The sequence below is a fragment of the Lactococcus sp. LG1267 genome, from assembly GCF_017309545.1.
Classification (GTDB): domain Bacteria; phylum Bacillota; class Bacilli; order Lactobacillales; family Streptococcaceae; genus Lactococcus; species Lactococcus petauri.
On the sequence record NZ_CP071295.1, the window covers coordinates 1523174 to 1547828 of the forward strand.

At 33.7% G+C, this 24655-nt stretch carries 22 protein-coding genes and 1 pseudogene; 11 read left to right on the top strand and 12 right to left on the bottom strand.

Annotated elements, in window-relative coordinates; genetic code table 11:
• Positions 1-19 precede the first annotated feature (19 nt).
• The gene (locus J0J33_RS07450; RefSeq protein ID WP_206887305.1) at positions 20-592 is read right to left on the bottom strand and encodes a TetR/AcrR family transcriptional regulator; all 573 of its coding nucleotides are present in this window, start codon (positions 590-592) and stop codon (positions 20-22) included.
• 265 nt (positions 593-857) lie between these two features.
• Between J0J33_RS07450 and J0J33_RS07455 the strand changes: the two genes are divergently transcribed.
• Positions 858-3500: an HAD-IC family P-type ATPase gene (locus J0J33_RS07455; RefSeq protein ID WP_206921650.1), complete on the top strand. Its 2643-nt coding sequence runs from the start codon at positions 858-860 to the stop codon at positions 3498-3500.
• An 80-nt stretch (positions 3501-3580) separates the two neighbouring features.
• Here the strand turns inward: J0J33_RS07455 and J0J33_RS07460 are convergent, their stop codons facing one another.
• Positions 3581-4030 (bottom strand): GNAT family N-acetyltransferase, encoded by a 450-nt coding sequence (locus J0J33_RS07460; protein WP_019293939.1) that lies wholly within the window; start codon positions 4028-4030, stop codon positions 3581-3583.
• Between the two features lie 191 nt (positions 4031-4221).
• On the opposite strand from J0J33_RS07460, the gene asnA reads away from it, so the two are divergent.
• Positions 4222-5226, top strand: coding sequence for an aspartate--ammonia ligase (gene asnA / locus J0J33_RS07465; protein WP_019293940.1), 1005 nt, complete (start codon positions 4222-4224; stop codon positions 5224-5226).
• 188 nt (positions 5227-5414) lie between these two features.
• Here asnA and J0J33_RS07470 read toward each other — a convergent pair whose 3' ends face one another.
• A complete protein-coding gene (locus J0J33_RS07470; protein WP_019293941.1) occupies positions 5415-5852 on the bottom strand; it encodes a MerR family transcriptional regulator in 438 nt (145 codons plus the stop codon).
• A 210-nt stretch (positions 5853-6062) separates the two neighbouring features.
• On the opposite strand from J0J33_RS07470, the gene J0J33_RS07475 reads away from it, so the two are divergent.
• The 3 genes and pseudogenes from J0J33_RS07475 to xerS (J0J33_RS10810) form a co-directional block, all read left to right on the top strand.
• On the top strand, positions 6063-6446 hold the full coding sequence (locus J0J33_RS07475; protein WP_019293942.1) for a cupin domain-containing protein: 384 nt from the start codon (positions 6063-6065) through the stop codon (positions 6444-6446).
• 12 nt (positions 6447-6458) lie between these two features.
• Positions 6459-7511 carry a zinc-binding dehydrogenase gene (locus J0J33_RS07480; protein ID WP_019293943.1) on the top strand — a complete coding sequence of 351 codons (1053 nt, stop codon included), beginning with the start codon at positions 6459-6461 and terminating at the stop codon, positions 7509-7511.
• 315 nt (positions 7512-7826) lie between these two features.
• A pseudogene (gene xerS / locus J0J33_RS10810) lies at positions 7827-7994 on the top strand (tyrosine recombinase XerS); the annotation flags it as partial.
• 77 nt (positions 7995-8071) lie between these two features.
• On the opposite strand, the gene J0J33_RS07490 reads toward xerS (J0J33_RS10810), so the two are convergent.
• Positions 8072-9091: an InlB B-repeat-containing protein gene (locus J0J33_RS07490; protein WP_206921651.1), complete on the bottom strand. Its 1020-nt coding sequence runs from the start codon at positions 9089-9091 to the stop codon at positions 8072-8074.
• Positions 9092-9558: 467 nt separating this feature from the next.
• Between J0J33_RS07490 and J0J33_RS07495 the strand changes: the two genes are divergently transcribed.
• Together J0J33_RS07495 and J0J33_RS07500 are read left to right on the top strand one after the other, a co-directional pair.
• Positions 9559-10482 carry an ABC transporter ATP-binding protein gene (locus J0J33_RS07495; protein ID WP_206921652.1) on the top strand — a complete coding sequence of 308 codons (924 nt, stop codon included), beginning with the start codon at positions 9559-9561 and terminating at the stop codon, positions 10480-10482.
• A gap of 1 nt (position 10483) precedes the next feature.
• A complete protein-coding gene (locus tag J0J33_RS07500; protein ID WP_019293946.1) occupies positions 10484-11260 on the top strand; it encodes an ABC transporter permease subunit in 777 nt (258 codons plus the stop codon).
• A 45-nt stretch (positions 11261-11305) separates the two neighbouring features.
• On the opposite strand, the gene J0J33_RS07505 is transcribed toward J0J33_RS07500, so the two are convergent.
• Both J0J33_RS07505 and J0J33_RS07510 read right to left on the bottom strand, forming a co-directional pair.
• Positions 11306-12205 carry a HAMP domain-containing sensor histidine kinase gene (locus tag J0J33_RS07505; protein ID WP_206887309.1) on the bottom strand — a complete coding sequence of 300 codons (900 nt, stop codon included), beginning with the start codon at positions 12203-12205 and terminating at the stop codon, positions 11306-11308.
• A complete protein-coding gene (locus J0J33_RS07510) occupies positions 12206-12883 on the bottom strand; it encodes a response regulator transcription factor (protein ID WP_019293948.1) in 678 nt (225 codons plus the stop codon).
• 116 nt (positions 12884-12999) lie between these two features.
• Here J0J33_RS07510 and J0J33_RS10815 point away from each other — a divergent pair, with 116 nt between their 5' ends.
• From J0J33_RS10815 to J0J33_RS07525, 4 genes are all read left to right on the top strand, one after another.
• Positions 13000-13284, top strand: a complete 285-nt coding sequence (locus tag J0J33_RS10815) for a hypothetical protein (RefSeq protein ID WP_240265521.1) — start codon at positions 13000-13002, stop codon at positions 13282-13284.
• Between the two features lie 4 nt (positions 13285-13288).
• The gene (locus J0J33_RS07515; protein WP_240265522.1) at positions 13289-13822 is read left to right on the top strand and encodes a DUF1003 domain-containing protein; all 534 of its coding nucleotides are present in this window, start codon (positions 13289-13291) and stop codon (positions 13820-13822) included.
• A 780-nt stretch (positions 13823-14602) separates the two neighbouring features.
• On the top strand, positions 14603-15664 hold the full coding sequence (gene xerS / locus J0J33_RS07520; protein WP_019293950.1) for a tyrosine recombinase XerS: 1062 nt from the start codon (positions 14603-14605) through the stop codon (positions 15662-15664).
• Between the two features lie 65 nt (positions 15665-15729).
• Positions 15730-15951 carry a hypothetical protein gene (locus J0J33_RS07525; RefSeq protein WP_019292266.1) on the top strand — a complete coding sequence of 74 codons (222 nt, stop codon included), beginning with the start codon at positions 15730-15732 and terminating at the stop codon, positions 15949-15951.
• 73 nt (positions 15952-16024) lie between these two features.
• On the opposite strand, the gene trmFO is transcribed toward J0J33_RS07525, so the two are convergent.
• The 6 genes from trmFO to J0J33_RS07555 form a co-directional block, all read right to left on the bottom strand.
• Positions 16025-17368, bottom strand: a complete 1344-nt coding sequence (gene trmFO / locus J0J33_RS07530) for a methylenetetrahydrofolate--tRNA-(uracil(54)-C(5))-methyltransferase (FADH(2)-oxidizing) TrmFO (protein ID WP_046401193.1) — start codon at positions 17366-17368, stop codon at positions 16025-16027.
• A 48-nt stretch (positions 17369-17416) separates the two neighbouring features.
• Positions 17417-19567, bottom strand: a complete 2151-nt coding sequence (topA, locus tag J0J33_RS07535) for a type I DNA topoisomerase (protein WP_206887365.1) — start codon at positions 19565-19567, stop codon at positions 17417-17419.
• Between the two features lie 188 nt (positions 19568-19755).
• Positions 19756-20625 carry a DNA-processing protein DprA gene (gene dprA / locus J0J33_RS07540; protein ID WP_019293953.1) on the bottom strand — a complete coding sequence of 290 codons (870 nt, stop codon included), beginning with the start codon at positions 20623-20625 and terminating at the stop codon, positions 19756-19758.
• 86 nt (positions 20626-20711) lie between these two features.
• A complete protein-coding gene (budA, locus tag J0J33_RS07545) occupies positions 20712-21410 on the bottom strand; it encodes an acetolactate decarboxylase (protein ID WP_046401190.1) in 699 nt (232 codons plus the stop codon).
• 144 nt (positions 21411-21554) lie between these two features.
• A complete protein-coding gene (locus J0J33_RS07550; RefSeq protein WP_206887366.1) occupies positions 21555-23279 on the bottom strand; it encodes an ABC transporter permease/substrate binding protein in 1725 nt (574 codons plus the stop codon).
• On the bottom strand, positions 23272-24474 hold the full coding sequence (locus J0J33_RS07555) for a glycine betaine/L-proline ABC transporter ATP-binding protein (RefSeq protein ID WP_014024780.1): 1203 nt from the start codon (positions 24472-24474) through the stop codon (positions 23272-23274). The genes J0J33_RS07550 and J0J33_RS07555 overlap by 8 nt, the downstream gene beginning before the upstream one ends.
• Between the last annotated feature and the right edge of the window lie 181 nt (positions 24475-24655).

A 24655-nucleotide genomic window follows, 5' to 3' on the forward strand; every position in this document is an offset into this window, starting at 1 on the left:
CTCAGAATATTTTTATATTTTATAGAATTGATAGTGTTGTTTTAATAATATTTTCAAGCTCTGTCCGGCTCGTCGCTGAGCGTACAAGTACCCGAATGCCAATTAAAGCATTGTTTAAATAGCTTGCTAAAATACGTGTATCAGTATCAGCAGCTAATTCACCTTTTTCCTTCGCTTGATTTAGCAAAAGCACAAAAAAACTTTTTGTCTTTTTGAAAAAATGTTGAACTTGATCAGCAATATCACCATCACGTAAGGCGAGCTCAATTGCCGAATTTACAAAAAGACAACCTTTACGACATTCTTCTTTTGGAAATGCTGAGTCATTAAAAATTGCTTCAAACTTTTCTCGAATACTCATACTTTTAGCAGTAATCAAAACATAATTTTGACTCATATCTTGATCATACTTGTTTAAGATTTTGAGATAAAGTTGGCGTTTATCACCGTAAGTATCATAAATACTTCTTCGATGGATACCTAGATGGTCAACTAAATCTTGAACAGAAGTATGTTCATAGCCTTTTTCCAAGAAAATATCTGTTGCTCTATCTAAAATCACATCGTAGTCAAACTCTTTGGCTCTAGGCAAAATATTCTCCTTTCTATAAATAGTAGAACGCTCATTCTAATAATAACAGAAAGATATATCTGATGCAAGTTTGAGGAATTTTTGCATAAAAGATAAAAAATTTAAGACTAAAAATAAAAGTCAAAATGATAGGTTTTTTAATAAAATAATACAGAGAATATTATTTTATTATGTTTTAAATAGTTTGCATGATAAACTAGTAATAGGTACTCTTAAAAAAGATAAGTATTTTAATAAAAACTAAAAGAATTATGGGGGAATTATAATGAACTGGTTTCAATTATCAAAAGTAGATATATTAAAGAAGCTCCAAGTAGAAGAGGATGTTGGATTAGCAGAAGAGGAGCGCAAAAAAAGATTATCAGAAAATGGTTTTAACTTATTATCTGGAGAAAAAACTGAGGGAAAATTAAAAAAGTTTTTCAAACACTTCAATGATTTATTGATTTATGTATTGCTCGTAGCTGCACTACTTAAAGGAGTTAGTCAAGACTATATCGATATGTTTATCATTTTAATCGTTGTGGTTATAAATGCATTGATTGGTTATATCCAAGAGTCAAAAGCAAGCAACTCCTTAGACGGCCTAACGAGTTTAATGGGAACAGAGGCGACAATCGTCATTAGCGGTGAGAAAAAAGTTGTTTCGACTGATTCTTTAGTAAAAGGTGACATTGTTTTACTAAACTCAGGAGATATTATTCCTGCTGACGTAAGAATTTTAGAAGCGTATAATTTAGTTGTAGATGAAGCGATGCTAACAGGGGAATCAACCCCTGTACAGAAAAATGCTGATTCCATATCAACGGAAGTAGACTTAGCAGACCGTGTCAATATGGGCTATTCAGGTTCTTTAGTGAACAGCGGAAGTGGTAAAGCGATTGTTGTTGAAACAGGTGACAACACAGAGATAGGGAAAATTAGTGTCCACCTGAAAGAGGTTGGTGTGACAGAAACGCCTTTGATTAAAAAGATGAAATATTTGAATAAACAAATATTTTTTATTCTTTTGATACTCATCGTTTCATTAGTTGCTTTCAGTTTCTTTCACCGGGATTTCACGTTTGAAGAAGCAACTTCCTGGATTATTTCACTGGCAGTGTCCTCAGTTCCTGAAGGATTGCCAGCAGTCCTTTCAATTATTTTATCTCTGGGTGTCACGCGCATGTCTGCAAAGAAAGCCATCATTAAAAAAATGCCAGCAGTTGAGACATTGGGAAGTATGGAAATTATCTGTTCCGATAAAACTGGTACCCTGACTAAAAATGAAATGTCAGTTTTGACAGTCTTGACTAAGAAAAAGATATTTGAAAAAAATCAAACTGAACAATGGAAAGATGACCTTAATATCTTTAATGAAGATTACCAACTCAAGAAGTTGGTTGAAACTGCTATTTATTGTAATGATACAAAAATCGATTACCATAATGGGCAAAGGACTGTGATTGGTAATCCGACTGAAGCAGCCTTACTAGAGTGGGCTTCTCATATGGAAACTACCCAAGATGAAAAGGTGCTGTATAAAATTCCGTTTGATTCCTCATACAAATATATGGCGACTCTAGTTGATGTAGATAATCAACGCTTTATTTACTTAAAAGGAGCACCAGATGTTTTACTTGGAATGGTAGATTATCAATTTGGCGATAACACAACAGAAAAAATTGACCCCGAACTATGGGATAAAATGATATCGAATCAAGCCAAAAAAGGCCAACGTATACTCGCTACGGCTCTGAAAGAAGTTTCTTCGAATCAAAAAACAATTACACATGAAGATTTGAAAGAGAATATGGTTCTTGTTGGAATGTATGGTATCATTGACCCACCAAAACCATCTGCAATAGAAGCAATTAAAAAGAGCCACCGTGCTGGTATTTCCGTTAAGATGATTACCGGAGACCATAAAGATACAGCTGTCGCAATAGCGAAAGAAATTGGTCTGAAAAATACGGACAGAGCCATTACTGGTAAAGACATCGAAACGATGACAGACCAAGAGCTATCCGAAGTTGTACTTAAAAATGATGTTTTTGCGAGAACTACGCCAGAACATAAATTGCGATTAGTGAGTGCTATAAAAGCGCATGGCAAAATTGTTGGAATGACAGGAGATGGTGTGAATGATGCTCCAGCTCTTAAAAAAGCAGACATTGGTATCGCAATGGGGCAAAAAGGAACACAAGTTACAAAAGATGCTGCAGATATGGTTTTGGCAGATGATAATTTTGCTACTATTTCAGATGCAGTACGCGAAGGAAGACGTGTCTATGATAATTTAAAAAATACAATTTATTTTTCTTTACCAACAGCATTTGCTCAAGGTTTGTTAGTTGTTGTATCTATATTAATTGATCGCCCATTACCATTGACGTCAATCCAAATCTTGTGGTTAAATATGGTCACAACAATTACACTTTCTTTTGCATTAGGTTTTGAAAAAGAAGCACCTAATGTCATGGATAGACCCCCTCGAGATCCACACGAAAATATATTAAGCCGTTATGCTATCTTTAGAATGTTCTATGTTTCTATACTCTTAGCTGCTTTAGGCTTTTTAGTCAATAATATTGTTATATCTATGGGAGCAGCAACACCTGTAGCCCAAACTACTCTTTTAATGACCCTCGTTTTCGGACAAGTGTTTTACATGATAAATTGTCGAAGTATATCTAAGTTCTCTATCGACCAAAACATGTTTAAAAATCGTGTGTTGTGGCTATCATTGTTTATTTTATTGGTGCTGCAACTTGCTATTGTCTATATCCCAACAATTAGTAGTGCTTTAGGTACGACAAACATCGGGTTTCATAATCTTCTTTATGCATCCTTAGCTGGATTAACAGTTTTCGTCGTAGTAGAGCTAGAAAAATTTATTTCACATCGTCTCTTTTCTTTAGAAATTTAGCATAGAAAAAGATCTATCACTTTCGATGAATATCAAAATAAAAAAGCTAGTGAATAACTCAATTCATTAGCTTTTTTAGACTAATCTCGCTTCATGTATAACAGTGGATAGGGATTTCCTTGCTCATCGAACTCCGTTCTCTTATAGACTTCAAAGCCCATATATTCATAAAACCCTCTTGCGCGTGGATTTTGTTCATTCACAGCAAGATCATTAATGGAGTATTCAGTGATTCCATATTCGAGGAGTTTCTTGCCAAAGCCTTTACCTCTTTCACCAGATGCAATAAAAAGCATCTCTAGATGATGATCAACAATACCCATAAAACCAACTGGCATATCTTTATCATTTTTTAAGAGAATTAAACGAGGGATTTCCTTTAGTGCTTGAGGCACATACTTTTTAATATCATTTATTTCATTATCTGAAAGGAAGAGGTGTGTTTCTTTTACAGAACTTTCCCAAATCACCAATAACTTTTCTACTAAATCTTCAGATCTATCTTTTAAATCAATATCTATAACTTTCAATTTAACTATGCTCCTTAATACTTTACTAAGCTAATCCTAACACATGAAGTTCCTTATTTCAATTTATGGCATGACTAGAGTCTTTTTTTAGGAGATATTTTTTGTGTTTAATTATATTATATATATTTATACTAATTTTTATATTATGGTATAATATTCAATAAAATTAAAAAATAGGAGTTCTTAAAATTATGGAAAAAACCTTTATCCCAAAAGAATACAAATCAATACTGGATGTTTATGATACTCAAACAGCTATTGGATTTATTAAACGTTGTTTTGAAGAAGCGCTAACAGGAAGTTTAAAACTAAAAAGAGTATCAGCCCCACTTTTTGTTGACGATCATTCGGGTTTAAATGATAACTTAAGCGGAAACGAACGACCTGTAAAATTTGATGTACCAGTTTTAAATTATAATGGAGAAATTGTACATTCCTTAGCTAAATGGAAAAGAGCCGCTTTAAAACAATATGATTTTCATGTAGGCAACGGCCTTTACGCAGATATGAATGCCATTAGACGTGACGAAGAGTTAGATAATCTTCATTCAATTTATGTAGACCAATGGGACTGGGAGCGAGTGATTTCAAGAGAACAACGAAGCCTTGATTACCTAAAAGAAACCGTTCAAAATTTAGTGAATGCTATCGCAGAAACATCAAGTCGTTTACATACCAAATATCCAAAAGTAGAAACAGTCATAGATACAAATGTTTCCTTCATTACAAGTCAAGAATTAATAGATCTTTATCCCAACTTAACAGCAAAAGAAAGAGAAAATGTTTACGTTAAAGAACATCCGACTACCTTTATCTTACAAATTGGTGATATCTTAAGCCACGGTGAACCACATGATCAGCGGGCACCAGACTATGATGATTGGTCTTTAAATGGTGACTTACTTTTCTGGCATGAACCTTTAGGATGCGCAATGGAATTATCGAGTATGGGCATTCGTGTAGATGATAAAGCTTTACTTACACAATTAGAAAAGGCCAATGCCAACGATCGTTTAGCATATCCTTTTCATCAGCAAATACTCAATAATGAATTACCATTAACCATTGGTGGGGGTATTGGACAAAGCCGTATGTGTATGTTATTACTGAGCAAAGTACATATCGGTGAAGTACAAGTTTCTTTATGGGATGAAGAAACACTTAATGCTTGTAAAGATAAGGTCTTTTTACTATAAAAACTAGGGATGAAGGAAAGTAATTAGAGTTAAAAAATATAAAGTGTGTTTGAAGTTATTGCTTAATAATAAAAAATAATAAATAAAAAAACTTTTTTGGTTAGATTATTATCCTCCAAGGCATAAATGATAAAAGAAAATTTATAAAACCCATAGAGACTACTCTTCTCTATGGGTTTTATCTCAAGTTAAGAATGTGAATTTATATAGCTGTCCTTTATTTCTTGAGGTAAGTCCTCAGGAATTTTTCTTTTTACAGCTTGTTCATCGCCAGTACTCAAAGCTTCATCGTAATACCAACATTTGAACTTTAACATATCAAGTGTCTTATTCAGATGATTAATTTCTTCCTCAATCTGTTGTTTTTGGTCATTAAAGAGTTTTTTTCTTTCCTCGAGAGTTTCGTTACCAAGCTCCGTCCAGTCAATGAATTTTTTAATATCTCTAATTTTTAGACCAGATTTTTTCAGGCATTCAAAAACCCGGAGAGCTTCAATTTCGTCTTCAGAAAATTGACGAATACCCGATTTTCGCTCAATCTTTGGAAATAATCCTTCTTTATCATAATACCGTAACGTTGATATAGGAATATCAAACATTTTTGAAACTTCACCAATTGTATACATGTTTTCTACCTCTTTTAGTGAGAAAGTGTTTTGTACAATAATATCGTAAATATCATACGTTAACTTTCTTTACATACTAAATTATATCATAACAATTTTCTAATTATTTTTATAAAAGAAGTTTGAAATAAAATAATTTTACTTATTATTTGACCTAAAGTGCACTCTAGGGTATATAATAAATCTTACAATAAGAGAGGAGATAGAATAATGACAGATTATAATCCATTATTTGGTAAAGGTGAATTAAACATTGACTATGCAAAATTTTTTATTGGAGATTCTCATTTAAAATTTTTAGCAAGTCAAGGAGATATTTCAGTTAATAATGTTACGTTTGAGCCAGGAACTAGAAATGATTGGCACACGCATAGCAATGGTTTCCAAATCCTTCTTGTCACAGATGGAGAGGGCTGGTACCAAGAAGATGAAAAGCCTGCTCGAAAACTTACTAAAGGGGATGTCGTAAGCATTTCAGACGGTGTCAAACACTGGCACGGTGCAACAAAAACCTCTTGGTTTAGTCATATTGCAATTAGCAAGGGGACTACTACTTGGTTAGGAAAAGTAACAGATGAGTATGAAAATTTGTAAGGAGAATAGAAAATGAAAACAACAATTTTTGAAAAAGCAGGTTTGGTAACAGTTCAAGAAGTGGAAAAACCAAAATTACAAGCAGAGGATGATGTTATTATCAAAGTTGTCCGTGCCTGTGTTTGTGGATCAGATTTATGGTCGTATGCTCATGGAGACAACAAAGAAGCCCACTCTGAAAATACAGGACACGAGGCTATTGGGATTGTCCACGAAATCGGATCTGCTATTACCACAGTGAAACCTGGTGACTTTGTAATTGCTCCCTTTACACATGGATGTGGTGAATGTGATGCATGTCGTTCAGGATTCGATGGGACATGTGATCGACACCTCGGAGGTTCAAACTGGTCAAATGGTTTTCAATCAGAATATATTCGTTTCCACTATGCAAATTGGGCATTAATAAAAATTCCAGGACAACCCTCCGATTATACTGAAGGTATGTTAAAGTCCTTACTCACTCTGGCAGATGTTATGCCTACAGGTTACCATGCTGCGAGATGCGCCAATGTAAAAAGAGGAGACAAAGTCGTAGTTATTGGGGATGGTGCTGTTGGTCAGTGTGCAGTTATAGCCGCTAAAATGCGGGGCGCTTCTCAAATTATTTTGATGAGTCGTCATGCAGATCGTCAAAAATTAGCCTTGGAGTTAGGTGCAACAGATGTTATTGCTGAACGTGGAGAAGAAGGAATTGCAAAGGTTCGTGAAATTTTAGGTGGCGGTGCGGATGCTGCTCTTGAATGTGTTGGAACTGAATCAGCAATAGACCAAGCACTTGGAGTTCTTCACAATGGGGGACACGTTGGTTTTGTTGGTGTTCCTCACTATAATAACCGTCCGCTTGGTTCGACATTTGCACAAAATATTTCAATTGCCGGAGGTTCAGCATCTGTAACGACATATGATAAACAATTCTTGCTAAAAGAAGTTCTGGATGGAAATATTAATCCTGGTCGCGTATTTACTCAAACTTATGATTTTGAGAATGTCAATCAAGCTTATCAAGACATGCAAGATCGTAAAACAATCAAATCTATGATTGTTACGTCCAAAAGTTATTAAATTACAAGCAATGAGAAAAAGCCTTGTGTAGGTACTTAAAATAAATCTTCCTTAGCTGTATACTCAATAATATTAAAAAAATTAAACAAAAAAGACTATCCACAGATGGCCTTTTTTGTATTTTTATGTACATGTAAAAAATATATTCCACTGGAAATTGAAAAGTCTTAGTGAATAACTTAACATATAAATTAAAGGAGAAATGAAAAATCAATAAACACAAAGAAAAAATAAAGCCATTAAAATCACAGATATAGAACTTCATGAGTTGGAAAATCTACCAAAGTAGGCGAATAAAAAACTCGAAAAACAGAAGCAGCGGTCTATTACTTAGTAACAAAGTACTCTGAATCCTTTAAGGTTAAAGTATCGCCTCATACACTACGACATATATTGGCTACAAGGTTGTATTCAAAAATAAAGTCCCAAGTTTTAGTGAGTCAACAACTCGGACATTCAACAAGTAAATCAAATGATTTATAAAATAACTTATAAAAAAAGAGTCCAGAAATTTATTAATTTCTGGACTCAGTATAAAAAACATCTGGATACTTTTTATACTACACGTTAAAGTGTTTTTTATAATATAAGCTGATTGAACCTAAAATAATTAAAATAGTTCCGATTTCTAAAATAATTTCCGTATTATTTTCCCCCGTTTTAGGTAGTAGTTTTGTACTTTCAGCAGAGTTAAATGAATCTTGTTTTTGTAACTTACTCAGTGTGGAGATAATTGGTGTACTTTTGGCCGTATTGGTTACTGGATTACTTGGAATTACAGAATCAACTGTAGGCATATTGGTTGCTGGGTCACTTGGAATCACAGGATCAACTGTAGGCATATTGGTTGCTGGGTTACTTGGAATCACAGGATCAACTGTAGGCATATTGGTTGCTGGGTTACTTGGAATCACAGGATCAACTGTAGGCATATTGGTTGCTGGGTCACTTGGAATCACAGGATTTGCAGTCCATCCAGCATAAAGTTGAATATTTTGAGTAAGCGGAGCTGGGAGAAACACATATTTAGTTATTGCTTCTGGCTCTAGATACCATCCAGAAAACGTATATCCATCTCGAGTAGCAGGAACAGGGGGCTGTATTAAATTCGCCCCAGCTTTAGGTACATACATTATTGTACTATTATTATTCCCAGGATAGTTATCAAAAAATTCAATTGTATATTGTGCGAATTCTTCATAATTATGTACCCCCCAAGAGGTATTCCCATCTGTGAACTCTATATCTGTGGATATACCATCATTCATCCAAGTGCTATCAAAGGGACTAAAATCAGCATTTTTATAAGTTAGAGTAAGAGTTTGCGCAACAATGTCCATTTTTATTTCACTTGGACTAAAGTTCAGTTGATGGCTAGGGCTACTACTATAGTTACCTTTATAGGTTCCTATAATATACGGTTTTACAAGAGTCATATCGGGAAATCTTGAAGGTATGTACACTGTAACGATGAGATCTTCACCCGTTTGAGGATTATACGTTGTAGAATGGATCTGCGTTTCTTGAATAGTAACTTTAGTTGAAGCTTTTATCTGTTTTGGGAATATAATGACACTCATAATAAGAATGATTACCAAAAGGAACACTTTTTTGAAAATAGTTGTACTCTCCTAAGTTTTATTTTTATAAGTGTAATATATCACAATGCTTTTCTTAAATCTACCTAAAAACAATAAAAATATTAAATCTTAATAAAATTGTAAAATTGCAATTTGAACTAAAGTGGCATATGTATAATAAACTGGATAGTATGTTAAGATAAAATTAAAAAATATTATTGTGAGAAAAAAATTCAAGATAATATAGATTAAAAATATACGCTAAATCCATGTTTCAATAAATCATTTTCTGTTATTGAGATAAATTATGAGTTTGAAGTTTATATCAATTAGCCCCCTAGAAAAAAATATTCACAGTTGAATCTATTTTTTTAGTTAGAATAATAGTTTTAGAAATATTTATGATTTTCTTGAGAAATAATTGAATTTTTTGAGGTAAAGTAGATTAATAAATAAAAGGAGCAACAATGGAAAAAATATTACAAACCCAAAAATTATCAAAAAAGTATAAATCGCAATACGCATTAAAAGATGTTTCTATATCAATTTATAAAGGTGATATTTATGGCTTGATTGGGAGAAACGGAGCAGGGAAAACTACTTTATTGAAATTAATTACACAATTAATTTCTCCTACCGATGGTAAAGTCATTTTGTTTGGTTCAAATAGCAGAAATGAATGGGAAAGAAATCTTAAGCGAATAGGTGCAGTTATAGAAAATCCGGTAGCTTATGATATCCTATCTGCAAAACAAAATCTTGAGTTTTACTGCAAACTACGTGGAATCTCTAATTCCAAACAAATAATAAAAGAAACATTAGAATTAGTGCATTTAGAAAATACCGGAACAAAAAAGTTTAAAAATTTTTCTTTGGGAATGAAACAAAAGTTAGGTATTGCCATTGCGATCCTTGCTCGACCAGATTTACTGATATTGGATGAACCTATAAATGGATTAGATCCTATAGCAATAACTGAATTCAGAAGAATGATTCTTAATCTTAATAGAACAGAAAATATGACAATTATTATTTCAAGTCATATATTAAGTGAACTATATCAAGTTGCAACTCGATTTGGGATAGTCAATCAAGGAAAGTTAGTTCGAGAAATCTCTAAACAAGAATTTGATGAGATGAGTGAAGAATACATTATTTTAAAAACGCCACAAGTATCCCAAGCAAGTCAAGTATTGGAAGAAAAATTGAATTATCCTTTTAAAGTTATTTCAGAAAATCAGATTAATATTTTTGGAAAAAATCACCATATTAATGAAGTAAATAAAACGTTACTCATGAGTCAAATAGAGATTGAAGAAATACATTACTTCAAACAAAATCTAGAAAATTATTTTACCAATCTTATCACAACTACTGAGGAGGAACGATAACATGTTTAATATTATTCGAGCTGATTTTTATAGGATTTTACATTCAAAGATATTTTATCTTACCCAGATTGCTTTGTTTGTAATGGTATTAGTGAATGTCTCTAGCCATACGACTTTTCTTGCAGGGATTCAATCAGATGATTTTATGAATGTAGTACATAATATTGAAAGAAGTAGTTGGACAGGAGCTACGGCACTTGTGGGTACAAGTTTGATGGCAGGGGCGTTAATATATTTTTACCTTCCGCTTTTCATTCTTAGTATTGGTTATGATTTAACTCATGGAACCATTAAGAATTTAATTAGTTCTGGATTTTCACGTCAAATAATTTTTGTTTCAAAATATGTTACCTTTCTTATTCTGTCAGCAGCTGAATATCTCTTTTACTATGTACTTGCTTTTTCTATTGCAAGTATTTCTTCTGGTATTGGTGTTTTTAAAGAAAATTTCTTATACAGTTTTTTTCAATCAATGGGAATACAATTTCTTTCACTTCAGGCGATATTTGCTTTGACAATATTAATTCTATATGTGTCTCGTTCAAATGTAGCAGCGGTTATAGCTACGGTTTCGTTTCCTGTTTTACTGTCTACAGTCTCCGTCCTTTTATTCCCCAAAAGTAAAATCATTCAATATTTTGACTTTCAAGGCAATATCAATAATACATTCCTTTCGATGCCAAAAGACTACTGGTTGAATGTTTCGCTTTTTTCAATTGTCTTTATTATTATTTGGAGTTCAATTAGTTATATTTGGTTCAAACGGCAAGAATTATAAAGTATAAAAGTAAATCAAAAAGGCATGAGTCCCTAAATATTAGGTTCATGCCTTTTTGATTATTTCCCAATTCAATATAGTAATAAATACGGGGGAATTATAAAAAATATCAAATTCACCATTTGTCTGTTCAACTAATTCTTTGACAATATAAAGTCCTAAACCTGAAGAAACTTCAAACGAAGATAAATTCTCAGAGTAAAAACGATTGGTTAATTTTTCTATTGCAACAATTTGCTGCTGAGTTTCATTTTTAATAATAATTGAAGCTCTATTTTTGTTAGAAGTAAGTTTTACCGAAAGATTATTTTTACCATGTTTTAATACATTCCCTAAAATGTTTTGCATAATGCGTTCAAATACATCTGAGTTATTATATATATAATATTCTTCATTTGGAAAATCAAAACTGACGTTAAATTTTTTATCAGTTAAACGATCATAGTACTGTAGAAATATATTCTTAAGTAGAGTATTTAAGTTGATTACTTCAATTTCAATTTTTTTATTTTCGAGTAATGCTTGATACTCTAGCAAAACTGTCAACCTTTTGGAGACAATTTCTAAGTTATTTTTTATTTTTATTAGAGCCATATCTTCAGCGGGTGAATTTTTAATAGTTTGCTGAAGATAACCGTTGGCAATAGTTAAAGGAGTACGAATATCATGAGCAATATTATGTAAGGCAAGATTAAAAGACTCTCTTTCATATTTTTCTAACTTTTGACTTTCAGATAAAGCATCAAACATAAAATTGATTTCTTTGCTCAATTTTTCGATTGTAGCATTATTTGTTGCATGAGTAATTAATAAATTAGATTTATTATTTATCTTGTATCTAATATCGTGACTAAGCTTATTCAATGCTTTGTTAAGAAAATAATATTTTAAAAGCAGAATAACAAATATAATTAAAGCAAAAATAATTATTCCTATACTATACATCTATTTGTCCATTCTTACACCTAACCCCCATAAGGTTTCTATATAATTATTTTTAGGGTCAAGTTGAGCTATTTTTTTTCGAAGATTACTTAAGTGAGTATTGATTGTATTGTCGCCAGCTAAGTAACTTTCTTTCCAAACAACTTCATAGAGATGTTCTTTAGTAAAAATTTTTTCTGGATGACTCATCAAAAGATAAATAATCTCAAATTCTATACGTCCAAGTATGATTTTTTCTTCCTTATTATTTAATGAAAAATCTGAAGAATTCAGAGTTATTTGTTTAAAGCTTAATTGAGAATATTTGGATTCAGTTGTATTTGAATTCCTGAGTTGCACAGCTATTCGAGCAGATAATTCATCTAAATCAAAAGGTTTTGTTACGTAATCATTGGCACCGTTTAAAAGAAATTCACTAATTTTCTTTTTATCTCCTAGGGCACTCATAATAATAATGGGTACATTATTTTTTAAACGTAATTCTTTGAGAACTTGATCTCCTTGTTTTCCTGGAAGCATAACGTCTAAAATAACAAGATTGATATTATTATTTTCAAAAAGAAGTAGTCCTTCTGTACCAGAAAAGGCAGAAATAACTACATATTCATTTTTGAATTGGTTCGTTAATATTGATTGAATTTCATCATTATCTTCGATAATTAATAATGTTTTTTTCATATTTTCTCCATAGGGGATAATTACCGTTTTGTATACTTTGTTTATTATAACTTAAAAAATCCATAAAGAATAGTAGGAATAACACGTAAAAAATTTAGTAAATATATTTTTTGCTTATGAATTTAATTTTATGGTATAGTTTTGCCATAGTACTTTCCTTCAAGATTTATAATGAAAGTTTAATGAAATCTGAGCAAAATGTAGAGCGGAGGCATAGAGAGATGAATAACACATATATTGACTTAGTCACAAAAAAAGTGCATAGTCTAGACGAAGGGTTATTGGTTAATGAACTGGATGAGAGTTTAAAAGCTTTGATAAAAGATGATTTCCCCTATTTATCAGGAGATAATTTTATTAGTCAAAAAAGCTTAGTCAATTATAGAAAAAAAAAGAATTAATCAAATGATCACTCAAGATAATAAGGTAAATGCGAAGATGGACAGGCGTTTTAAAAAGTTTCACAACAGTGGTGATTATCAAGAAGTAGACGTACAGGCATCTTTGGACAAAACTAAAACAATAGGAACAAGGTTAGCAGATGTCGTTTCCAATTTCGGAGGATCATGGACTTTTATTCTTATTTTCCTTTCGATTCTAATCTTGTGGATTATAGTAAATACAATACACCTTTTTGGACTTCATTTTGACCCCTACCCTTTCATTCTACTTAATCTAGCATTGTCTATGATTGCGGCAATACAAGCTCCAATAATTATGATGAGTCAAAATCGCTCTGCAACATATGATCGTCTGAGTTCAAAAAATGATTATAATATAAATAAAAAATCAGAATTAGAAATCCGACTTTTGCATTCTAAATTGGATCATTTGATTCAAAAAGACCAGCCTATTAATATGGAAATACAAAAAATTCAAACAGATCTTCTTATAGACATGGATGTTAGATTGGAAAAAATAGAACAACAATTAAAATAAAACACTTATACTCGAGGTGGATTTTAAAATTGAGTAAAGATAAAAAATATTGAGTTAAAAATGAAAAAATTTAATAAAAAAAATATACATTTTCATTACATTATAGGAAATTAAATGTGATGAATTTATACCAGATCGAACTTTGAAATTCTCAAGCGGAGTTAGCGTTTTAAATAGACATTAGTTGATTAGCTAGCACCGTGGGTAACTCATATATCAAAAAAGAACAGAAATTATTTTGTTCCTTTTTGAATGAGGTCAAAAATATGTTTAACTTCGTTTATAGTAGCTTTTCTAAAATAATAATCCATGGGATTAAGTCCTTTCTCTATAGAAAATTGTAAAGACCATTATAACATTATTGGAGATAATATGAATTCAATTTAAGTAAAAGAGAGTTATAACACAAGTTTTTCGGAAAGATGTCTAATAAAAGGTTATGTTATAATATAATCTATCAGCAATAACCTCCAGGAAGGATAAATAAAGTGAAGATAATCCAAGCTGTACATGTCAACGGTACAGATCATTTTTATCTTTTAATGTAGCCTAGTAAACTTCAATAGAAAATTACTTTAAATGGCTCAACAGTCAAGTTCAAACCTATTTATTTATAGAAGTTATGATATAATTATATTCGAAAAAATAAATAAATAGAAAGAATTTATTAAACTTGCTGAGTATATAGTTTAGAGAGATTTTGGAATATCCTATGACATCTTTCCGAAAAACTATAATATTCTTGAAAGTTTTATAAATTTATGGTATACTTAAAAAACTATGAAACGTGAACTTCTACTTGCAAATATTGACCGCATAAAAAAACGTATGCCCGACTTCGTTTTGGAATATTATCAATCAAAGCTTAGTATTCCTTATAGCTTGACTACGCTCTATCAATATCTTTTAGAATACGAGAGATTTTTTAATTGGCTTATTGATAGTGATGTCAGCAAAGCAAAAAATATTTCTGGTATAGATTTAGATACATTAGAAAATCTAGCACGTTCTGACATTGAAGGTTATATCCTCTACTTACGTGAAAAACCACGTCAAAATAATAAGTCTGGACTAACACAAAACTCAGTAAAACGTACTTTAGCTGCACTTTCCAGCCTTTTTAAATATCTTACGGAGCAAGCTGAAGGCGTAAATGGCGAGCCATACTTTTACCGTAATGTTATGAAAAAAGTGCAGATTCAAAAAAATAGAGAAACTTTGGCTTCCAGGGCTGAGAATATTAAAGGAAAACTGTTTTTAGGCGATGAAACACAAGGTTTTCTGGATTTTATTGATAATGAATACGAAAAAAGTTTGTCTAATCGAGCCCTCTCTTCTTTTAATAAAAATAAAGAACGTGATTTAGCGATTATTGCGCTGATGTTGGCTTCTGGCGTACGTCTGTCTGAAGCTGTTAATATCAATATAGCTGATTTGAATATGAAGACTCTAGTTGTGGAAGTTACACGTAAAGGGGGCAAAAGGGATGCCGTTAATATCGCAAAATTTGCTGAGCTTTATCTACTCAACTACTTAGAGATTCGTGAACAGCGTTATAAACCAGAAAAAAGTAATAAAGCCTTCTTCTTGTCTATTTACCGAGGGCAAGCTTCTCGGATTGATGGATCAAGCATTGAAAAGTTAGTCTCTAAGTACTCGCAAGCTTTTAAAGTAAGAATAACACCACATAAACTTCGTCACACCTTAGCGACTCGCCTTTACGCACAAACCAATTCTCAAGTTCTGGTAAGTCATCAGCTCGGACATTCTTCAACACAGGTTACTGACCTCTACACCCATATTATTAGTCAAGAACAGAAAAATGCACTTGACGAACTATAAGCAAGACTGGTAAAATTTAAGTAGACTATTAATTTAAGATAAAAACTATAAGTGGAAAGAATCGAATGAATAATACTACTCTAAAAATGTCACAACAAGAAATTATTTATGAATTGAAATATGCTTGGAGCAGACAAAAATCCGTTAGCATACGCTTTTTGCAAAATTCGCAAGAAACTACTTCTCAAGGTAAAATTTTTGGTATTGACTATGATTTACTTTATATTAAAGAAGAGAACTTGGTGCGGAGAATCGCCTTAGATGATATTTTAAGCATAAATATATAGCGTTTTACATAATTAATTTTATGTAAAATACACTTAATAATAAAAACCTCTATTAATTTAGAGGTTTTTATTATTACATTTTTTCAATGATTTGGCTTAAGTCTTCTAATGCTCGCTCAGCAACCTTCGTATAACGTTCCTTTTTATCACGGATACGCGGACCTTCAAGTTCTTTGACAATACCAAAGGTCACATTCATAGGTTGGAAATGTTTACTGTCTGTATGTGTGATGTAATATGGGAGAGCACCAATAGCTGTTGTTTGCGGGAATATGATTTCTTCTTCACCCTTAAAAAGATGAGCAGCGTTTATTCCGGCAACCAAACCACTTGCTGCTGATTCAACGTAACCTTCTACACCAGTCATTTGACCGGCAAAGAAAAGATTTTCTTGTTTTCTTGATTGGAAAGTTTGCTTGAGTAGGTTGGGAGAATCCATGTATGAATTTCGATGCATTACACCATAACGTACAAACTCAGCATTTTCTAATCCAGGTATCATTTGGAAAACACGTTTTTGCTCCCCCCACTTAAGGTGAGTTTGGAAACCTACGATATTATACAAAGATGCCGAAGCATTATCCTGGCGCAACTGTACAACGGCATAAGGCGTTTTAAAATCACCATCACGTGGACCTGTATATGTATCAGGATATTCTAATCCAACAGGTTTCATTGGACCAAATAACATTGTTTTATAACCACGTTTAGCCATTTCCTCGATTGGCATGCAGCCTTCGAAAACTTTTAGATCTTCAAATGAATTGAGCGGAGCCTCTTCAGCAGTAATTAAAGCTTGTTGGAAATTATTGAATTCTTCCTTTGTCATTGGACAATTGATATAGTCCGCTTCTCCTTTATCGTAACGAGATTTTTTATAGACTTTATCGTAATCTATTGTATTCGCATCAATAATCGGAGCTGCAGCATCATAAAAATAAAATCCATCTCCACCATTAAATTCATGAATTTTTGCAGCTAAAGCATCACTTGTTAAGGGACCCGTTGCAATAATTGTAATTTCTTCGTCTAAGTTAGGTAAATCTGTAATTTCACCGCGGATTACCTCAATCAAAGGGTTTTCTGAAACAGCTTGAGTAATAAAAGCTGAAAACTCTTCACGGTCAACTGCTAAAGCTCCGCCAGCTGGCACTTGTGTTTTTTCGGCAGCTTGCATCATGACAGAATCCAAACGACGCATCTCCTCTTTCAGTAGTCCCACAGCATTTGTGATTGCTGCTCCACGGAAAGAATTTGAACAAACCAACTCGGCAAATTTGTCTGTTTTATGCTGAGGCGTAGCTTTAACGCCACGCATTTCGTAAAGTTTTACAGGAATGCCACGTTTTGCAATTTGGTAAGCAGCTTCAGAACCCGCAAGACCTGCGCCAATAACGTTTATATGTGTTTTATTCATTTTAACTTTCTATATTATTAAACATAAAATTAATTATGTAAAATGACTTTATTTTTGTTTTTCCTCTTTGTAGTCACAAGTTTCATTACTACATACTACTTGTTTGCCACCGCCACGGACTTTCTTTTCTACCAAATAGTGTTCACATTTTGGACAAGAACGGCCAACAGGTTTATCCCAGCTTGTAAATTCGCATTCAGGGTATCTATCACAACCATAGAAAAGACGATTTTTCTTTGTCTTACGTTCAATGATTTGCCCTTTGTGGCAACTTGGACATGTTACGCCAATTTCTTTTACAATGGCTTTGGTATTGTGACATTCAGGGAAATTACTACATGCATAGAATTTGCCATATCGTCCCAACTTAATTACCATTGGATGTCCACAAACGTCACAGTCAAAACCAGCTGGTTCGTCTTTAATGACGATTTTTTCCATTTCAACTTCGGCTTTTTCAAGTTCGACGGCAAAAGGTTTATAAAATTGATCAACGACATCAACCCAGCGACGCTGTCCTTCTTCTACCTTATCCAGATCTTTTTCCATTTCGGCTGTAAATTCAGTATTTACAATGTTCGGGAAAAATTCAACCACAAGTTTATTTACAATTTCGCCTAGTTCAGTTGGTTCAAAACGTTTGGCCACTAAACGGGCATAATAACGTTTTTGGATTGTTTCAAGAGTTGGTGCATATGTTGATGGACGGCCAACTCCATTTTCTTCCAGGACTTTAATCAAAGTTGCTTCACTGTAACGGGCAGGCGGCTGAGTAAAGTGCTGTTCAGGTTTGAGATTTGCTTTCTTAACAATATCTCCAGCTGCCATATCAGGAAGCATGTTGTTTTTCTCAGAGTCGTTATAGATAGCTAAATAACCATCAAATTTAACTTGTGAGCCATTGGCAATGAAAATTACACCATTTTGTGAAAGGTTTACTTTCATCGTATCAAAAATAGCAGCTGTCATTTGGCTTGCCACAAAGCGATTCCAAATTAAAGTGTAAAGTTTTAACTGATCTTTGTCTAAATATTTTGCAATTGCTTCAGGGGTATTAAGGACATTAGTGGGACGGATTGCTTCATGGGCATCTTGAGCTCCGGCTTTATTAGAAACTTTTGACGAATGCTTGCTATACTTAGCACCAAAACGCTCTGTAATGAAGTCTGCAGCTACGCCTTGCGCCACTGGAGAGATACGTGTTGAATCGGTACGCATATAGGTAATCAGCCCTTGGTGGCCTTGTGCACCCAATGTGAGCCCCTCATATAGTTGTTGGGCAACCATCATGGTTTTCCGTGTACGGAAATTAATTTTATTGGCCGCATCTTGTTGCATTGAGCTTGTTGTATATGGAAGTGGTGAATTTCTACGACGTTCTTTTTTCTCTACTTTATCGACATCGAAATCTGGACCAGACAACCGAGACATAACTTCCATCACATCATCATTGTTATTTAGTGCACGTTTCTTACCATCAATACCCCAGAAAGCAGCTTTAAACTTTTTAGCTCCTTTTTTAAATTCGCCATCAATTGACCAATATTCTTGAGGGATAAAAGCATTAATTTCGTTTTCTCGATCAACAATGAGTTTGAGGGCGATAGACTGGACACGACCAGCTGATAATCCTTTTTTAACTTTTTTCCAAAGAATTGGACTGATTGAATACCCAACTAAACGGTCTAAAATACGACGTGCTTGTTGTGCATCTACCAAATCAACATCAATACTACGTGGTTCTTTAAATGCATTTTTAACAGCATCTTTAGTAATTTCGTTAAAAACAACCCGATTTTTATCTTCCAAAGGAAGACCTAAAATATGTGCCAAGTGCCAAGCAATGGCTTCTCCTTCTCGGTCCGGGTCACTTGCTAAGTAAACAGCTTTTGCTGCTTTAGCCTCTTTTTTAAGAGAATTGATCAGCGGTGCTTTTCCACGTATATTAATATATTGTGGTTCATAATCATTGTCAATGTCTACGGACATTGTTGATTTTTTCAAATCACGTATATGCCCAACAGATGCCACAACTTTGTAGTTTCGCCCTAAATATTTTTCAATTGTTTTTGCTTTAGCAGGTGACTCAACAATTACGAGATTTTTGCCTTTAACAATTTTTGTTTTCTTTTTACTCGCAGTTTTCTTACTGCTCGTTTTCTTTTTTGTAGTTGTTTGTTTTTCACTTGCTTTCGCCATATATTTACCTATTTTTTCAAATTTCAATAGTCTAATAATATAGGCTTTTAGGTCAGATGTCAAGTAATAAAACCAAAAGTGTTTTTCTTATAGGAGAATTAAACATTTATTAAAAGGAAAAAAGTTCTGTCAGTCCTTGGTTTTACTAATTTTACATAGATTTATAAATTTTCAATTTTTATAAAAAATTAAGGAAAGAAATTCCCTTCATATAAATAAAATTCATCTAAAATATCTTGTCCATGAGTGACAAGCTTGGCTGCACCTTGTTGGATTAATTGATTACAGCCAGAAGCATTTCTATTCAAAATATCTCCAGGTACAGCAAAAACTTCTCTATTACCCTCTAAAGCATAACGACTTGTGATAAGGCTACCACTACGTTGTTTTGCTTCCACAACAACAACACCACGGGAAAGACCAGCAATGATTCTATTTCTCTCTGGGAAATGAAACTTGAGGGGTTGCTCTCCTACAAGGTATTCTGATAAAACTAATTCATGTGCTGCTAAGTATTCTTGTAATTTACGATTTTCTTTTGGATAACTAATATCTAACCCATTACCAATGACAGCAATGGTTGGAGTTTTTTGTTTTACAGCTGCTACATGGCTTGAGGTGTCAACACCGCGTGCTAATCCGCTCACAATAACAAAGTTTTGCTTTAATTCCTCAATAAGCTTATGGATTATTCTTGGTGCTTCCTTAGACATTTCACGACTACCTACAAACCCAAGTTTAGGAAGACTAAGCAATTTAAGATCTCCTCGGTAAAAAAGGAGGGCAGGCGGATTATATGTTTCTCTCAGCCATTCGGGATAAATGTCATCTAAAATGGAAAAGGAGGGGAAAATTTTGTATTGCTCACGAAGTCGTTTCACATCTTGACTCTTATAACTCTCAATAAAATTAGGGACAGTTTTGACCTCTGCAATCCGCGCTAACTGGCGTAGAGTGAGTTTTGCTTCATGCCTCCTCTGATAATCAATCAGTTTCAAAATCCCTAAATTAGACATTCCTGCTTTTTTTAAACGTAATATTTCAAAGTTTTTAATCATGCAGCCTCCATTTTTGGTGTTATTCATTAATTAATACGCAAAAAATAGAAGCTGTTCACATAAAAAACTGCATTTCTGCAGTTTTTTTATTCCGCTTGTTCAATATCTTTTTTGAGTTGATCAAGATTAAATTTGGCTTGGAGGAAGTTTTGAGATTTTGTTGGGAAGTTTTGCTCTAAGGCATCCACTTGGCCTATTTCTACTTTACCGGAAAAGCCAGTAAATCCTAAAATATGGCCACCAAAATTGCATGAATCAGCAAGAAAATGCAGATGGTATCCAGCGACACTTACACCATGAAACATTTCTGGAGTCCAAAAACCGACGATAGTTCCCTTGACGTTCTCCTCTTTATATTCGGGTTGATTTTCTGCTACTTTAGCAAAAGGTTCGCCTTCTGCTGCGCCTGGAGCCATGCGCACATGCATCATATCAAAATCACCAGTCATTTTAATTGTATAAAAGGTATTTTCGCTATTAAACTCATTTTCAATTTTTTTGAAGAGTTCTTCGCTGGCGATTTTTTCTTCTTGTTGGAAAGAAAGTGTTGCTTCATGATGAGATACTGCAGCGTATGGGACAGTTTCATTGTCTTCTACTTGACGTACTTTTTTGTCTCCTGTTGCAATATAAGCTTTGCCATCCAAGACAATCAACTCACCATTGATACCTGACAAGGTTCCAATACCAAAGTTGCCTTTTTTCAAAAGCTCTCCAATCGTTAAGGTTCCTTCATAAAGTCCTGACATCAAAGCTGCAAGGGTGTTGTGTTGAAATAATTTCATTTTTCTTTCCTTTCAAATTTTGTAATTTTCAATACTCTAATTTTACCATATTATTACTGTCATGATAAAAATACGGATTGTTTTTTTAAGGCATTTTCTAAAAAAAAACTAAGCAATATTGCTTAGTTTTTGATTAATTATGTATTAGTCTTCAAACCATTTATCAACTTGTTCTTTATGAGATTTAATCCATGTTGCTGCTGCTTGTTCTGGTGTTTTACCATTTTGAACATCAAGCATTACAGATTCCATATCTTTTTGAGACCAGTTAAACTTGTCTAATACTTTATAAGCTTCAGGATTATCTTCTTTAAGTCCTTTACGTACAATAGTATTGATGTCTTCAGCTTTACCCATTGAGTTTTTAGGATCTTCTAAATATTTCAAATCATACTTATTAAACATCCAGTGAGGTGACCAGCCAGTGATTACGATATCTTTATGTTGCTTGATAGCTTCACCAAGGGCAACAGTCATCGCACCTGAAGACGATGGTACTAAGTTCCAATCTTTCAAGTTATCATAATCTTTCAGAGCCTTCTCTGTTGCGGCCATAACACCAGCACCAGGTTCAATACCGATAATTGATTTATCTGTTTGATCCTTCAGGTCTTCGATAGAATTTGCTTTCATGTAGCTTGGTACGACAAGACCAACTTTAGCTCCTTTAAGGTTAGGGCCAAGTAATTCAACGGACTTGCTGAACTTTTTCCATTGTGTTTCATGAGTGTTTGGGAGCCAAGCAGAAACCATACCGTCAGCTTGACCATTTGCTACAGTTTGCCAAGCAACTGTATTATCTAAAGCTGTCTTCTTAACGTCAAATCCATGTTGCTCCATAGCTTGACTTAATACGTTAATAGATGCAACTTCTGAGTCCCAGTTCATATATACAAGCTCAACATTTTTATCTGCTGCTGTTTTCGTAAGTGTAACACCAGAAATACCACCAATGATAAGAACGATAAGGGCTACTAACGCTCCTCTTTTTTTCCATTTCTTAAGTTGCAGATTGCCTTGTTTTTCAGTTGGGGCAACATTAAGTTTTTGAGTGAAACGGTCAATGATAATAGCTAAAATAACTAAAGCAATACCGTTTACAAAACCTTTACCGATATCCGCAGATTGAACAGCCGCTAAGACGCCACGTCCAAGACCAGGTGCACCGATCATTGAAGCAATAACGACCATTGAAAGTGCCAACATAATAGTTTGGTTAACACCTGCTAAAATTGTTCCTTTTGCTAACGGAAACTCTAACTTAAAGAGCTTTTGTCTTGGTGTTGACCCAAAAGAATCTGCTGCTTCGACCAATTCAGTAGAAACTTGACGAATACCCAAGTTTGTCATACGAACTGTTGGTGGCAAAGCAAAGATAACTGAGGCAAATACACCAGGGACCACACCGATACCAAAGAAAGCAACGGCCGGAATCAAGTAAACGAAACCGGGCATGGTTTGCATGAAGTCCAAAATGGGCTGCACAATCTTAGCAACAAGTTCGGACTTAGCCATCCATATACCTAAAGGAATACCGATAATAATAGAAACTAAACTAGAAAGCAAGACCAATGTTACTGTATTCATCAAGTCTGTCCATAAACCTTGATTGGCAATAAGAACTAAACCTAAGAATGTAAAGATAGGGAAGGCAATTTTACGTCCAGAAACTAAAACTGCCAAGAAAGTAACAACAATAATCATTAACCAAAATGGTACAGCTGTAAGTCCCGCAGTTACTGTATCCATAATTGCTGTACCAGCTTTTTGAATAATATCAAAACCAGCACTTAGATTGCTTGTAATCCAATCTGTTGCAGTCGAAACCCAATCTGCTAAGGGTATCTTACCTATTGCTAACTCAATCATTATTTACCTCCTCATCGTCTACATCTGCTAAAGCTTCAAGTACTCGTCCGCGAATAAGAATACCTTTGAGGAATCCTTCGTCATCTACCACGGCAACAGGCGTTGGAGAGTCATATATGATAGGTAAGATATCACTTACTAATGTTTCTTTACCAACTTGTCCAACATCTGTCATGAGAACTTCGCGAAGAGATTTATTCGCTTGTTTTGCTTGAACAGCTGCTTCACTGGTAATAACACCATAAAATTGACGTTTTTTATCGACAGCCATTAAAGAACTTACTTCTTCTGTCTTCATCTTTTTAAGCGCTACACTTGGACCATCAATGTCAATGTTAGTTGTTAAGGCAGGAATCATAATGTTCTCCGCTGTGATAACTTTTGCACGATCGACATCCTCCACGAAGGTTTTAACGTAATCATTAGCAGGATTAGTAAGAATTTCTTCACCTGTACCAATCTGCATGATTTTACCATCCTTCATAATGGCAATACGGTCACCGATACGTAATGCTTCATTCAAGTCATGCGAAATGAAAATAATTGTTTTTTGGAATTTTGCTTGAAGTTCCAAAAGTTCATCTTGCATTTCACGACGAATCAATGGGTCCAAAGCTGAGAAAGCTTCATCCATCAGAAGAATTTCTGGATCATTGGCTAAAGCACGCGCTAAGCCGACACGTTGTTGCATCCCTCCTGAAAGTTGATTTGGATATTGATTTTTAAAATCAAGCAGGTTAGCATTGTCTAAAGCTTTTTCAGCACGCTTGCGCCGCTCTTCTTTTGGTACGTTTTGTACTTCCAAACCATATTCTGTATTCTCAAGAATCGTTCTATGAGGGAAGAGACCAAAATTTTGGAAAACCATACTCATCGTTTTGCGACGCACTTTCAGCAAATCTTCTTTATTTAACGTAGCAACATCTTCACCGTCAATGAAAATCTTACCGCTTGTTGGCTCAATCAAACGATTAAGTAAACGTAATAGTGTGGACTTCCCTGAACCAGAAAGTCCCATAATAACGAAAATTTCGCCTTCATTTACTTCAAAGTTGGCATCATAAACACCGACACTCGCACCTGTTTTTCTTAAAATTTCGTTTTTCGAATCACCCTGCTCGACCATTGCCAAAGCAGTTTTTACACGTTTACCAAATATTTTGGTTAAGTGCTCAATTTTAATTTTTACTGGCAAAATATTCTCCTTTACTCTTAATAATTAAATACATTTCATTATTTAATGTTCATCAAAGTGACCATTCCATAATAACAAGGTATTGTCACTTTGTCAAATAAGTAAACTTACAAATATCTTAAATTGCCTAAATATGAAAAAATCTTTCTATAGTGACAGTTCCTATTGCCTGTCTCTATAG